The sequence below is a fragment of the Streptomyces sp. NBC_00576 genome, from assembly GCF_036345175.1.
Classification (GTDB): Bacteria; Actinomycetota; Actinomycetes; order Streptomycetales; family Streptomycetaceae; genus Streptomyces.
The window spans coordinates 2,923,196-2,936,054 of record NZ_CP107780.1 but is presented as its reverse complement, the minus strand read 5'-3'; the positions used below and the strand labels follow the sequence as shown (position 1 = coordinate 2,936,054).

The following is a 12,859-nucleotide window of genomic DNA, read 5'->3' as shown; positions in this document are numbered from 1 at the left end:
GAGGTGGTGCCGACATGAACACACGCAACGCACAGCGCGGTGCACTGGGCAGGTACGGCGAGGAGCTGGCCGCGCGGCGGCTGACCGAGGCCGGAATGACGGTCCTGGACCGCAACTGGCGCGCCGGCCGGACCGGCGAGATCGACATCGTGGCCCGCGACGGCGACGCGCTCGTCGTCTGCGAGGTCAAGACCCGCCGGGCGGCCGGACCGGCGGGGGTCTTCCAACACCCGATGGCGGCCGTCACGCCGGCCAAGGCGGAGCGGCTGCGGGGCCTCGCCGAGCGCTGGGTCCAGGAACACGGGGGAGCGCCACCCGGCGGCGTCCGCATCGACCTGGTCGGCGTTCTGCTGCCCGAGCGCGGCGCGCCCGTGGTGGAACACGCGCGGGGGGTGGCGTGATGGGATTCGCCCGTACGTGTTCGGTGGCGCTCGTCGGTGTCGAGGGCGTGGTCGTCGAGGTCCAGGCGGATCTCGAACCCGGCGTCGCCGCGTTCACCCTGGTGGGACTGCCCGACAAGAGCCTGACCGAGAGCCGGGACCGGGTCCGGGCCGCGGTCGTCAACTCGGGGGCGGCCTGGCCGCAGAAGAAGCTCACGGTGGGGCTCAGTCCGGCGTCCGTGCCCAAGAGCGGCAGCGGGTTCGATCTCGCCGTCGCGGCCGCCGTGCTCGGCGCCGCCGAGCGGATCGACCCCCGGGTCCTCGCCGACATCGTGATGATCGGCGAGCTGGGTCTCGACGGCCGGGTGCGACCCGTCAGGGGCATCCTTCCGGCGGTGCTGGCGGCGGCCGACTCGGGATACGAACAGGTGGTCGTACCGGAGTGCGCCGCGGCCGAGGCCGCGCTGGTCCCCGGAGTGTCGGTGCTCGGTGTGCGCAGTCTGCGGCAACTGATCGCCGTCCTCACGGACGAGCCCGTGCCCGAGGAGGAACCGGACGAGCACGGCCGCCCGGACCCGCTGATGGCGGGCCTGCGGATGCCGGGCACCGGGGCGGCCACGGGCATGCACAGCATGGGCGCCGCGCAGTACGACAACGGTCACGACCTGGCCGACGTCGTAGGTCAGCACTCGGCGCGCACGGCGATGGAGGTGGCCGCGGCCGGCGGCCACCACGTTTTTCTGGAAGGCCCGCCGGGGGCCGGCAAGACCATGCTCGCCGAGCGGCTGCCCGCAGTCCTGCCCCGGCTCACCCGGGAGGAGTCGCTGGAGGTCACCGCGGTGCACTCGGTCGCGGGCCTGCTGCCGCCGGGCAAGCCCCTGATCGACACGGCGCCCTACTGCGCGCCGCACCACTCGGCCACCATGCAGGCACTCGTCGGCGGCGGACAGGGGGTGGCGCGGCCCGGAGCCGTGTCCCTGGCTCATCGGGGAGTACTTTTTCTGGATGAAACCCCAGAATTCGGCAGTCAGGTGCTGGACGCCCTGCGTCAGCCCCTTGAGGCCGGGCATGTAGTGATCGCGCGGAGCGCGGGGGTCGTGCGGTTCCCGGCCAGGTTCCTGATGATTCTGGCGGCCAACCCATGCCCGTGCGGCCGCTTCTCCCAGCGGGACACCCTCTGCGAGTGCCCGCCCTCTGTGATCCGGCGCTACCAGGCCCGGCTCTCCGGGCCGCTGCTCGACCGGGTCGACCTGCGGGTCGAGGTGGATCGGGTCACTCGCTCCCAACTCACCGAACGCGGGGCGCGGGGCGAGTCCACGGCGACGGTCGCCGAGCGGGTGCGGGCGGCCCGCGAGCGGGCGACGGCGCGGCTCGTGGGGACCCCGTGGCTGACCAACAGCGAGGTGCCGGGACGGGAGCTGCGCAGCCGCTGGCATGCGGTGCCCGGCGCGATGGAGGAGGCCGAGCGGAACCTGGAGCGCGGGGTACTCACCGCGCGCGGGATCGACCGCGTCCTGCGGGTCGCCTGGACCGTCGCGGACCTCGTCGGCCACGACCGGCCCGACACGACGGACGTCGCCCTCGCGCTGCAACTGCGTACGGGGGTGCCGCGCGGGGTGCCCATGGCCATCGGGGCGCTGACATGACGGGGGACGCGGCCGGCGCTGAGGCACGTGGGCATTCGGGTGCGGAAGGACTTGCCCGGGTCTTCCTCACCCGGGTCGTCGAGCCGGGGGACGAGGTCGCCGGGCGGTGGGTCCGGGAGTGCGGGGCAGTGGAGGTCGTACGGCGGCTGCGGGACGGCGGTCCGATGCTGACCGGGGTCACCGGGACCCGGTGGGCGGGGCTGTGCGCGCGGGCGGCACAGGCCGAGCCCGAGCGGGATCTCGCCGTCGCACGGGCGGCGGGGGTGCGGTTCGTGTGGCCCGGCGAGCTGGAGTGGCCGGCCCAGCTCGACGACCTCGGAGACGCGCGGCCCATGGGACTGTGGGTGCGCGGGCGGCCCAGCCTCCGGATGTGGGCGCTGCGGTCCGTCGCCGTGGTGGGAGCCCGGGCCTGCACCGAGTACGGCGCCCACATGGCGGCCACGCTCGCCGCCGGGCTCGCGGAGCAAGGGTGGGTGGTGGTGTCGGGCGGTGCGTACGGGGTCGACGGGGCCGCGCACCGGGGTGCGCTCGGTGCGGGCGGGGCCACCGTCGCCGTACTCGCCTGCGGTGTCGACCGGCCCTACCCCCGCGGGCACACCCAGTTGATCACCAGGATCGCCGAACAGGGGCTGGTGGTGGGGGAGTTGCCGCCCGGTGACCATCCGACGCAGAGCCGGTTCGTGATGCGGAACCGGGTGATCGCGGCCCTCACCCGGGGGACCGTGGTCGTCGAGGCCGCGTACCGCAGCGGTTCGCTCGTCACCGCGCGGGCGGCGCAGCGGCTGGGGCGGTTCACGATAGGGGTACCTGGACCCGCCACCAGCGGGCTCTCCGCAGGTGTGCACGAGCTCCTGCGTGGCGACGCGATTCTGGTCACCGACGCCGCCGAAGTCGCCGAGCTGGTCGGGGACATGGGCGAACTTGCGCCGGACCGGCGCGGGCCGGTGCTCCCGCGTGACCTGCTGGAACCGCCGGCGGAACGTGTCCTGGCGGCGCTTCCCGCGCGCGGGACGGCGACGGTGGACGACATCGCGCGGGGCGCGTCGACGGCGAAGGACGACGCGGTCGCCAGACTGTACGAGCTCCGATCACTTGGTTACGTCGAACGACATGACGACGGCTGGAAGTTGACACGCCAGGCGATGATCTCCATCCGGTCCGCACGGGACCGATGCTGACCGAGCGTGTTCGGCCGTCCGGGGGATTCCCGACGCCCTTGGTATTTCCCGCAGTTGGTCCGCTCCGATGGTCACACAGGGCGACGGTCATGACCCTGAGGGGCGTCCAGCGGAACGCATCTGCGTACAGCCCGTCCCCTCGACCTCGCACACTGCGACACCTCAGTCACGCTACGCTCACGTGGATTCCGGTGCAGACCGGCAGTCGGACAGGCAATTCGACCAGACGGGTAATTCGACATCAGACCGCGACAGACCGACGGCCCACCCGGCCACCCATCCAGACACCACCGGTTCACGGCAGAACGGCACTAGGCGACGTATGCCCCAGCACACCTCCGGGTCCGACCGGGCGGCGGCCCCACCGGCCGCCCGCGACGGCGGTAACGTGCGCCCGCCCGCTCCCTCGACGCTCGACGAGCTGTGGCGTTCGTACAAGACGACGGGCGACGAGCGGCTGCGCGAGCAGCTGATCCTGCACTACTCACCGCTCGTGAAGTACGTCGCCGGCCGGGTGAGCGTCGGGCTGCCGCCCAATGTCGAGCAGGCGGACTTCGTCTCCTCCGGGGTGTTCGGGCTGATCGACGCGATCGAGAAGTTCGACATCGAGCGGGAGATCAAGTTCGAGACGTACGCGATCACACGCATCCGGGGCGCGATGATCGACGAACTGCGGGCGCTGGACTGGATTCCGCGGTCGGTACGGCAGAAGGCGCGGAACGTGGAGCGGGCGTACGCGACGCTGGAGGCGCGGCTGCGGCGGACGCCGTCAGAGGGCGAGGTGGCCGCCGAGATGGGCATCGCGGTCGACGAACTCCATGCGGTGTTCAGTCAGCTGTCCCTGGCGAACGTGGTGGCGCTGGAGGAGCTGTTGCACGCGGGGGGTGAGGGCGGGGACCGGCTGAGCCTCATGGACACGCTGGAGGACACCGCCGCCGACAACCCGGTCGAGGTGGCCGAGGGCCGGGAGCTGCGGCGGTTCCTGGCGCGGGCGATCAACACGCTGCCCGACCGGGAGAAGACCGTGGTGACGCTGTACTACTACGAGGGCCTCACCCTCGCGGAGATCGGCAATGTGCTGGGCGTGACCGAGAGCCGGGTCAGCCAGATCCACACCAAGTCGGTGCTGCAACTGCGCGCGAAGCTGGCGAGCTTCGGTCGATGACCCGGTCGGCCCGGGCGACCTGGGTGACGGGAGTGTCTCCCCTCCGGGGCGCACCGTCCGTACAGTGGTTGACGTGCCAAGGATTCGAGCGGCCTCCGTGGCCGAGCACCGGTCGATGCAGCGAGCCGCCCTGCTGGACGCGGCGAGGTCCCTGTTGTCCGAGGGCGGGACGGAGGCGCTGACCTTCCCGGCCCTGGCCGAGCGGACAGGGCTCGCGCGGTCGTCCGTCTATGAGTACTTCCGGTCGCGGGCGTCCGTCGTCGAGGAGCTGTGCGAGGTCGACTTCCCGGTCTGGGCGGCCGAGGTCGAGGCTGCGATGGCCGCGGCGGACGGGCCCGAGGGCAAGGTCGAGGCGTATGTGCGCCGGCAGCTCGCCCTGGTGGGCGACCGGCGTCATCGGGCAGTGGTGGCGATCTCGGCGAGCGAGCTGGACGCCGGGGCCCGGGAGAAGATCCGGGCGGCGCACGGGGGGCTTGTCGCGATGGTGGTCGAGGCGTTGCGGGATGTCGGGCATGAGGAGCCTCGGCTCGCCGCGATGTTGTTGCAGGGGATTGTGGATGCGGCTGTGCGGCGGATCGAGTTCGGGGTTGCGGAAGATCCTGCGGTGATCACGGATGCGGCTGTGGGGATGGCTCTGCGGGGTGTACGGGGTTGAATCGGGCTCCGTGAGTCGGTGCGGCCGTCGAGGAGATCTCGGTTGCCCGCGCTTGCGGGGTGCCGCCTGCGCCCACCCGTGCCGCCCCACAGCGGCACGCATGCCCGCAGGCCGGGCGGGTGTACGCCTGCCTGTGGCTATCCGGACAGCGGTACGCCCAGTACCGGAAGAAGGCGGGACGGGCCCCTGCGGAGCAGCCATGGGGGTAGCAGCGTCAGAGGGTCCAGGTACGTGTCGCCTCTCAACAGGCCCCAGTGCACGCACGTCGTCGTGCAGTGTCCGCGCCCGGCCTCCAGCGTGCCCAGCACCTCGCCCGCCGTCACCTCCGTGCCCTTCTCCACCGCGGCCGTCACCGGTTCGTACGTCGTTCGCAGGGGTGGGGTGCCCGTGCCCGAGAGTTCCACGGAGACGACTCCCCTTCCCGCCACCCGGCCCGCGAAGTGCACCCGGCCCGTGGCTACCGCACGAACCGGGGCGCCGGGGACTGCCGCCAGGTCCACGCCTCGGTGACCCCTGGCGTAGGGCGTCGGGGGCGGTTCCCAGGCTCGCAGGACCAGGGGGCGGATTCCCACCGGCCAGGCGCGGGCGACCGTGGGTGTGGGAGGGGTGTCCGTGGTGGGCGGTTCCGTTGGCGGGGGCGCCCCGGCTCCCCGTGCCGTCGACGACGTCAGTATCAGCATCAGGGCCAGGGCCAGTAGCAGTCCTGGGCGCCGAGGCACTCCTCGTTTCGCTCGCATGGGCGGAGCCTGGCGTGATTCGGCATGGTCTGGGTGAGGCTGTGGAGTACTGACCGGTTGTGGATATCGGCGTCACCCGGGGCCCCTCGGGTCCCGTACACTTCCTTTGGCGATCCGGGTCACCGGGTCGACTTCGCACGCCCCGACATCAGGCCCGTAAAAGGGTCGGTGTCAACGCCTCTCGGTCCCTCGCGGCAAGGCGTATTCGGGCGTCAGGCGCGGGTGCCGGCCGGTACCCGCGGCACAACCGAGAAACACAAGGAGAACGGCCATGGCCGTCGTCACGATGCGGGAGCTGCTGGAAAGCGGCGTCCACTTCGGTCACCAGACCCGTCGTTGGAACCCGAAGATGAAGCGCTTCATCTTCACGGAGCGCAACGGCATCTACATCATCGACCTGCTCCAGTCGCTGTCGTACATCGACCGCGCCTACGAGTTCGTCAAGGAGACCGTCGCCCACGGCGGCACGGTCATGTTCGTCGGCACGAAGAAGCAGGCGCAGGAGGCGATCGCCGAGCAGGCGACCCGCGTCGGCATGCCCTACGTCAACCAGCGCTGGCTGGGTGGCATGCTCACCAACTTCTCCACCGTCTACAAGCGTCTGCAGCGCCTCAAGGAGCTCGAGCAGATCGACTTCGAGGACGTCGCCGCGTCGGGTCTCACCAAGAAGGAGCTTCTCGTGCTCTCGCGCGAGAAGGCCAAGCTGGAGAAGACCCTCGGTGGTATCCGCGAGATGTCCAAGGTGCCCAGCGCCGTCTGGATCGTGGACACCAAGAAGGAGCACATCGCGGTCGGTGAGGCCCGGAAGCTCAACATTCCGGTCGTCGCCATCCTCGACACCAACTGCGACCCCGACGAGGTCGACTACAAGATCCCGGGCAACGACGACGCGATCCGCTCCGTCACCCTGCTCACCCGTGTGATCGCCGATGCTGTCGCCGAGGGCCTCATGTCCCGTTCCGGCGTCAACACCGGTGACAAGGGCGAGAAGGCCGTCGCCGAGCCCCTCGCCGAGTGGGAGCGCGACCTCCTCGAGGGCGAGAAGAAGGCCGACGACGCCGAGGCGCCCGCCGCTGAGGCTGCTGCCGTCGAGGCCCCCGCCGAGGCTCCGGCTGAGGCTCCCGCCGAGGCCGAGGCCCCTGCTGAGGCCGAGGTCGCCGCTGAGGCCCCCGTCGCCGAGGCTCCGGCCGAGGCTGCCGAGCAGGCCTGACCCTCACCCCTTCGGGTTGTCGAACGGCGGGGGCACCTCCATCGGGCCCCCGCCGTCCGATCCGTAGATCTTTCAGACTTCGAGAGAGACTCCGAGAATCATGGCGAACTACACCGCCGCCGACGTCAAGAAGCTCCGTGAGCTCACCGGCGCAGGCATGATGGACTGCAAGAAGGCGCTGGACGAGGCCGAGGGCGATGTCGACAAGGCCGTAGAGGCCCTGCGCATCAAGGGCCAGAAGGGCGTCGCCAAGCGCGAAGGCCGTTCCGCCGAGAACGGCGCGGTCGTCTCGATCATCGCCGACGACAACACCGCCGGTGTTCTCGTCGAGCTGAAGTGCGAGACCGACTTCGTCGCCAAGGGCGAGAAGTTCCAGGCTGTCGCGGGCGCCCTCGCCGAGCACGTCACCAAGACCTCCCCGGCCGATCTGGAGGCCCTGCTGGCCTCTGAGATCGAGCCCGGCAAGACGGTCCAGGCGTACGTCGACGAGGCCAACGCCAACCTGGGCGAGAAGATCGTCCTGGACCGCTTCGCGCAGTTCGCGGACGGTTACGTGTCGGCGTACATGCACCGCACGATGCCCGACCTGCCCCCGCAGATCGGTGTCCTCGTCGAGCTGGACAAGCCCAATGCCGAGGTCGCGAAGGGCATCGCCCAGCACATCGCCGCCTTTGCGCCGAAGTACCTCTCCAAGGAGGACGTGCCGGCCGAGGTCGTCGAGACCGAGCGCCGCGTCGCCGAGGAGACCACCCGCGCCGAGGGCAAGCCCGAGGCCGCCCTGCCGAAGATCGTCGAGGGTCGCCTCAACGGCTTCTTCAAGGACGCCACGCTGCTGGGCCAGCCGTACGCGCTGGACAACAAGAAGTCCGTCCAGAAGGTTCTGGACGAGGCCGGTGTCACCCTGAAGCGCTTCACGCGCATCAAGGTCGGCATCTGAGTCCGTACCGCGATCGACGCGCGGCCCGCGTAGGCATACCTATAGGGTCGATGGCAGTCGCGCGCGTACGCCGTCACGCACGCGCGTGTGGCGGACGACAGCAGATCTGACGAGGAGGCCATTGCCGAGCATGGGATGCGATCGACACCCCACCGGCAATGGCCTTCTTCGTATGTGTGACACGTGAAGAGGCGAGATTCTCCATGACCACCAAGGCCCAGAAGAGCGACGACGGCAAAGTGCGCGGCCGGTTCATGCTGAAGTTGTCCGGAGAGGCCTTCTCCGGTGGCGGGGGCCTGGGCGTCGACCCCGACGTGGTGCACAAGATTGCCCGCGAGATCGCGGCCGTCGTGCGCGACGGCTCCGAGATCGCCGTAGTCATCGGCGGCGGCAACTTCTTTCGCGGCGCGGAACTCCAGCAGCGCGGTATGGACCGGGCCCGCTCGGACTACATGGGCATGCTCGGCACCGTCATGAACTGCCTCGCGCTCCAGGACTTCCTGGAGAAGGAGGGCATCGACAGCCGGGTCCAGACCGCCATCACCATGGGCCAGGTCGCCGAGCCCTACATCCCGCTGCGTGCCGTACGACACCTGGAGAAGGGCCGTGTGGTCATCTTCGGTGCCGGTATGGGCATGCCGTACTTCTCCACCGACACGACCGCCGCACAGCGCGCCCTGGAGATCGACGCAGAGGCTCTGCTGATGGGCAAGAACGGCGTGGACGGGGTCTACGACTCCGACCCGAAGGCCAACCCCGAGGCCGTCAAGTTCGACTCGCTCGGCTACGGCGAGGTCATCACCCGGGACCTCAAGGTCGCCGACATGACCGCGATCACGCTGTGCCGTGACAACAAGCTCCCGATCCTGGTCTTCGAGCTTCTGACCGAGGGCAATATCGCGCGGGCCGTCAAGGGTGAGAAGATCGGCACTCTCGTCGGTGAACACAACAGCCAGGACTGACCAGGGATCAGCCCTGTCCGGGGACGGTCCCTGAGCGGGGGATGGACAATGTCCTGGCGGTCGGGAACCGTGCAGGAAGAAGACGCGACGCAGCCGGCCGCGGACCGAGAACAGCAGCCGGGCCTACTCAAGACACGCAGGAGCAAGTGGTGATCGAAGAGACCCTCCTCGAGGCCGAGGAGAAGATGGAGAAGGCCGTCGTGGTCGCCAAGGAGGACTTCGCCGCGATCCGCACCGGTCGTGCGCACCCGGCGATGTTCAACAAGATCGTGGCCGACTACTACGGCGCGCTGACGCCGATCAACCAGCTGGCCTCGTTCTCCGTGCCCGAACCGCGCATGGCGGTGGTGACGCCGTTCGACAAGACCGCGATGCGCAACATCGAGCAGGCGATCCGCGACTCAGACCTCGGCGTCAACCCGAGCAACGACGGAAACATCATCCGCGTGGTGTTCCCCGAGCTCACCCAGGAGCGCCGCAAGGACTACATCAAGGTCGCGCGGACCAAGGCCGAGGACTCCAAGATCTCGATCAGGGCCATCCGCCGCAAGGCCAAGGACACCATCGACAAGTTCGTCAAGGACGGCGAGGTCGGCGAGGACGAGGGTCGTCGCGCGGAGAAGGAGCTCGACGACACCACCGCGAAGTACGTCGCGCAGGTGGACGAGCTTCTCAAGCACAAGGAAGCGGAGCTTCTCGAAGTCTGATGAACGACTCTTCCTGGGGGGCGTCGCCCCACGCCGGGTACTGGGGGCCGTCCGAGGGAGGGCCTGTCCAGGGGGCTGCCCCGGCGGGTCCCGCGTACGATGCGCACCACGCGCAGCAGACTCGCCCCATGCCCATCGTGCCCGACGTACCCGCACATGGCGGAGACCAGGATGACGACAGGGGGGCCGCTCGGCCGGGCGGCCCCTTGTTCCGCGACGAGATGCCGCAGGCACAGCCCTATGGGACGGTGCCGCAGAAGCCGGATTCCATGCCCACGCCCGACGACGCCCAGCAGCCCGCCCCCGCCCCGCAGAAGAAGAGCGCGGGCCGGGACCTCGGTGCGGCCATAGGGGTCGGCGTCGGACTCGGCGCGGTGATCATCGCGTCGCTGTTCGTCGTCAAGGCCGCTTTCGTCGGCGTGATAGCGGTCGCCGTCGTGGTCGGCCTGTGGGAACTGACGTCCCGGCTCCAGGAGCGCAAGGGCATCAAGGCGCCGCTGGTGCCGCTCGCGCTCGGCGGGGCCGCGATGGTCGTCTCCGGATACGTCCGGGGTCCCGAGGGCGCGTGGGTCGCGATGGCGCTCACCGCGCTCGCGGTCCTGGTCTGGCGCATGACAGAACCCCCGGAGGGCTACCTCAGGGACGTCACGGCAGGCGTCTTCGCCGCTTTCTACGTCCCGTTCCTGGCCACCTTCGTCGCGATGATGCTCACCGCCGACGACGGTGCGCAGCGCGTCATGACGTTCCTGCTCCTGACCGTCGTCAGCGACACCGGCGCGTACGCGATCGGCTGGCGCTTCGGCAAGCACAAGCTCGCCCCGCGTATCAGCCCCGGCAAGACCCGCGAGGGCCTGTTCGGCGCGGTCGCGTTCGCGATGGTGGCGGGCGCGCTGCTGATGGAGTACGCGATCGACGACGGCACCTGGTGGCAGGGACTGCTGCTGGGCCTCGCGGTCGCGGTCAGCGCCACGCTCGGCGACCTCGGCGAGTCCATGATCAAGCGGGACCTGGGCATCAAGGACATGGGCACCTTGCTGCCGGGCCATGGCGGAATCATGGACAGGCTCGATTCATTGCTTCCCACGGCTCCTGTGGTGTGGTTGCTGTTCGTTGCCTTCGTGGGCTGAGGGCGGTCGGAATGACGGTCGGAATGTTCCAGTACGGTCCGGGTTTCCTGTGAAACATCCATGTCGGCCCGAAACCACCCCTTTCGAACCTAAGATCGACTTCGATGCGGTCGATCTGTCCGGAAGGGGCGGCGTGCATGTGGGGGAGTAGTCGGGCCAGACGCCAGCGGCAGGCCGAAGGGCTGGCAGCTGTCGCCGGCCCTGTCGAGGCGGCCGACGCGGCTCACCAGGCGCTGCTGGAGCTGCGCCGGACGGTGCGGGGCGAGCTGGCGCGGATCGAGGCGCTGCTCGACCGGGGAGACGGACTCCCTTCGGACACCATCCGCGAGCAGACGCTCGGCGCAATGAGTGTCTTCGCCGACCTGGACGGCATTTCCCAGCACTACCACGAGGTCCGTACCGCGACCGTCCAGGCGGCCGAGCACGGCGTCGAGGTGGCGGTGCCCTGGCTGGAGGCGCTCGGGGGGCAGGTCAGGTCCATGACCGAGCTGGGCGAGACGTTCGCCGGATACGGCGAGTCCCTCGTCTATCTCCGCGAGCGCACCGAACGGCTGCGCGCCGACCTGGTCCCGCTGCGCGAGGGGGTCCACGCGGCCCTGCGTGCCGCCCAGAGCGAGCTGGCCGCCGCCCAGGGCGCCGATGGCTGGCCCGGCTGGCAGACAGGCCTCACCGCCCTGGGCGAGCGGCTGACCGAACTGGACGGGGGCCGCGTCACCCCGACGGCCCGGCGCAAGGTCAGCGACCACTACCGCGAGCTGGAGCGGGAGGTGGCGCAGCTTCGAGGGGTGATGGCTGCGGAACCTCGGTGAGTACGTAGGCAAGCTGCTGACCTGGGCTTTTGTGCCTGGCCCTGAGGTTGTCCACAGGGCGGCGAGAGGCTGTCCGGATGTCTGCGACACTGGTACAGCCATGCCTAAGCCCGGAGAACTCACATTCGTCGCCCCGCGCGGAGCCCAGAAGCCGCCGCGGCATCTTGCCGATCTCACGCCCGCCGAGCGTAAAGAGGCCGTTGCCGCGATCGGTGAGAAGCCGTTTCGTGCCAAGCAGCTCTCGCAGCACTACTTCGCGCGGTTCGCGCACGACCCGGCCGAGTGGACGGACATCCCGGCCGCCTCGCGCGCCAAGCTCCAGGAGGCGCTGCTTCCGGAGCTGATGACGGTCGTCCGTCATCTGTCGACCGACCAGGACACCACCCGCAAGACACTGTGGCGGATGTTCGACGGGACGCTCGTCGAGTCGGTGCTCATGCGGTACCCGGAACGGGTGACCATGTGCATCAGCTCGCAGGCGGGGTGCGGGATGAACTGCCCGTTCTGCGCGACGGGGCAGGCCGGGCTGGACCGGAACCTGTCCACCGCCGAGATCGTGCACCAGATCGTCGACGGGATGCGTGCGCTGCGGGACGGGGAGATCCCGGGCGGGCCCGCGCGGCTGTCCAACATTGTTTTCATGGGCATGGGCGAGCCGCTTGCCAACTACAAGCGCGTCGTCGGTGCCATCCGTGCGCTGACCGACCCCGAGCCGGACGGCATGGGGCTGTCGCAGCGCGGGATCACCGTCTCGACCGTCGGGCTGGTGCCGGCCATCCACCGGTTCTCCGACGAGGGCTTCAAGTGCCGGCTCGCCATCTCCCTGCACGCTCCCGACGACGAGCTGCGCGACACCCTCGTACCCGTCAACACGCGGTGGAAGGTGCGCGAGGTGCTCGATGCCGGGTGGGAGTACACGGCCAAGTCGGGGCGTCGGCTGTCCATCGAGTACGCGCTGATCCGGGACATCAATGACCAGGCCTGGCGCGGTGACCGGCTCGGGCGGCTGCTCAGGGGCAAGCCTGTGCACGTCAACCTGATTCCGCTGAACCCGACTCCGGGGTCCAAGTGGACCGCCTCGCGGCCCGAGGACGAGAAGGCGTTCGTCGAGGCCATTGCCGCGCACGGGGTGCCTGTCACGGTTCGGGACACCCGGGGGCAGGAGATCGACGGGGCGTGCGGTCAGCTGGCAGCCACCGAGCGGTAGTCTTACGCCGTACATACATATCTTCATATTCCGACAGGGGAGCGCCACAGCGCTGAGAGTGCGGCAGCCAGATCACATTGGTGGGCCGCAGACCCTCTGAACCTCGCCCAGGTCATTCTGGGTAGGAAGTTCGGTCATC

13 protein-coding genes are annotated in these 12,859 nt (G+C 69.8%); 12 read left to right on the top strand and 1 reads right to left on the bottom strand.

The window, feature by feature from the left end:
* Positions 1 to 14: 14 nt before the first annotated feature.
* The 5 genes from OG734_RS12135 (at position 15) to OG734_RS12115 (ending at position 5,024) form a co-directional block, all read left to right on the top strand.
* Entirely contained in the window at positions 15 to 401 is a 387-nt protein-coding gene (locus OG734_RS12135; protein WP_330287508.1) for a YraN family protein, read from the top strand.
* Positions 401 to 2,026, top strand: coding sequence for a YifB family Mg chelatase-like AAA ATPase (locus OG734_RS12130; protein WP_330287507.1), 1,626 nt, complete (start codon positions 401 to 403; stop codon positions 2,024 to 2,026). The genes OG734_RS12135 and OG734_RS12130 overlap by 1 nt, the downstream gene beginning before the upstream one ends.
* Positions 2,023 to 3,204 carry a DNA-processing protein DprA gene (dprA, locus tag OG734_RS12125; protein WP_330287506.1) on the top strand — a complete coding sequence of 394 codons (1,182 nt, stop codon included), beginning with the start codon at positions 2,023 to 2,025 and terminating at the stop codon, positions 3,202 to 3,204. The genes OG734_RS12130 and dprA overlap by 4 nt, the downstream gene beginning before the upstream one ends.
* A 322-nt stretch (positions 3,205 to 3,526) precedes the next feature.
* Positions 3,527 to 4,369, top strand: a complete 843-nt coding sequence (gene whiG, locus OG734_RS12120; protein WP_330287505.1) for an RNA polymerase sigma factor WhiG — start codon at positions 3,527 to 3,529, stop codon at positions 4,367 to 4,369.
* Positions 4,370 to 4,466: 97 nt separating this feature from the next.
* Positions 4,467 to 5,024 (top strand): TetR/AcrR family transcriptional regulator, encoded by a 558-nt coding sequence (locus tag OG734_RS12115; protein WP_330293638.1) that lies wholly within the window; start codon positions 4,467 to 4,469, stop codon positions 5,022 to 5,024.
* 137 nt (positions 5,025 to 5,161) lie between these two features.
* On the opposite strand, the gene OG734_RS12110 is transcribed toward OG734_RS12115, so the two are convergent.
* Positions 5,162 to 5,761, bottom strand: coding sequence for a M23 family metallopeptidase (locus OG734_RS12110; protein WP_330287504.1), 600 nt, complete (start codon positions 5,759 to 5,761; stop codon positions 5,162 to 5,164).
* 271 nt (positions 5,762 to 6,032) lie between these two features.
* Here OG734_RS12110 and rpsB point away from each other — a divergent pair, with 271 nt between their 5' ends.
* The 7 genes from rpsB (at position 6,033) to rlmN (ending at position 12,720) form a co-directional block, all read left to right on the top strand.
* The gene (gene rpsB, locus OG734_RS12105; protein WP_330287503.1) at positions 6,033 to 6,971 is read left to right on the top strand and encodes a 30S ribosomal protein S2; all 939 of its coding nucleotides are present in this window, start codon (positions 6,033 to 6,035) and stop codon (positions 6,969 to 6,971) included.
* A gap of 100 nt (positions 6,972 to 7,071) precedes the next feature.
* The gene (tsf, locus tag OG734_RS12100) at positions 7,072 to 7,908 is read left to right on the top strand and encodes a translation elongation factor Ts (RefSeq protein ID WP_330287502.1); all 837 of its coding nucleotides are present in this window, start codon (positions 7,072 to 7,074) and stop codon (positions 7,906 to 7,908) included.
* A gap of 203 nt (positions 7,909 to 8,111) precedes the next feature.
* Positions 8,112 to 8,870, top strand: coding sequence for a UMP kinase (pyrH, locus tag OG734_RS12095; RefSeq protein ID WP_330287501.1), 759 nt, complete (start codon positions 8,112 to 8,114; stop codon positions 8,868 to 8,870).
* Positions 8,871 to 9,019: 149 nt separating this feature from the next.
* The gene (gene frr, locus OG734_RS12090) at positions 9,020 to 9,577 is read left to right on the top strand and encodes a ribosome recycling factor (protein ID WP_327697979.1); all 558 of its coding nucleotides are present in this window, start codon (positions 9,020 to 9,022) and stop codon (positions 9,575 to 9,577) included.
* A complete protein-coding gene (locus tag OG734_RS12085) occupies positions 9,577 to 10,704 on the top strand; it encodes a phosphatidate cytidylyltransferase (RefSeq protein ID WP_330287500.1) in 1,128 nt (375 codons plus the stop codon). The genes frr and OG734_RS12085 overlap by 1 nt, the downstream gene beginning before the upstream one ends.
* 137 nt (positions 10,705 to 10,841) lie before the next feature.
* Complete coding sequence (locus tag OG734_RS12080) at positions 10,842 to 11,513, top strand: hypothetical protein (protein ID WP_330287499.1); 672 nt, start codon at positions 10,842 to 10,844, stop codon at positions 11,511 to 11,513.
* A gap of 100 nt (positions 11,514 to 11,613) precedes the next feature.
* The gene (gene rlmN, locus OG734_RS12075; protein WP_330287498.1) at positions 11,614 to 12,720 is read left to right on the top strand and encodes a 23S rRNA (adenine(2503)-C(2))-methyltransferase RlmN; all 1,107 of its coding nucleotides are present in this window, start codon (positions 11,614 to 11,616) and stop codon (positions 12,718 to 12,720) included.
* Positions 12,721 to 12,859 lie beyond the last annotated feature (139 nt).

Coding starts and splice junctions, on each gene's coding strand:
- OG734_RS12135 (WP_330287508.1), top strand. CDS start 15: ATGAACACACGCAACGCACAGCGCGGTGCACTGGGCAGGTACGGCGAG.
- tsf (WP_330287502.1), top strand. CDS start 7,072: ATGGCGAACTACACCGCCGCCGACGTCAAGAAGCTCCGTGAGCTCACC.
- rlmN (WP_330287498.1), top strand. CDS start 11,614: ATGCCTAAGCCCGGAGAACTCACATTCGTCGCCCCGCGCGGAGCCCAG.
- OG734_RS12085 (WP_330287500.1), top strand. CDS start 9,577: ATGAACGACTCTTCCTGGGGGGCGTCGCCCCACGCCGGGTACTGGGGG.
- whiG (WP_330287505.1), top strand. CDS start 3,527: ATGCCCCAGCACACCTCCGGGTCCGACCGGGCGGCGGCCCCACCGGCC.
- OG734_RS12080 (WP_330287499.1), top strand. CDS start 10,842: ATGTGGGGGAGTAGTCGGGCCAGACGCCAGCGGCAGGCCGAAGGGCTG.
- OG734_RS12110 (WP_330287504.1), bottom strand. CDS start 5,761: ATGCGAGCGAAACGAGGAGTGCCTCGGCGCCCAGGACTGCTACTGGCC.
- pyrH (WP_330287501.1), top strand. CDS start 8,112: ATGACCACCAAGGCCCAGAAGAGCGACGACGGCAAAGTGCGCGGCCGG.
- dprA (WP_330287506.1), top strand. CDS start 2,023: ATGACGGGGGACGCGGCCGGCGCTGAGGCACGTGGGCATTCGGGTGCG.
- OG734_RS12130 (WP_330287507.1), top strand. CDS start 401: ATGGGATTCGCCCGTACGTGTTCGGTGGCGCTCGTCGGTGTCGAGGGC.
- rpsB (WP_330287503.1), top strand. CDS start 6,033: ATGGCCGTCGTCACGATGCGGGAGCTGCTGGAAAGCGGCGTCCACTTC.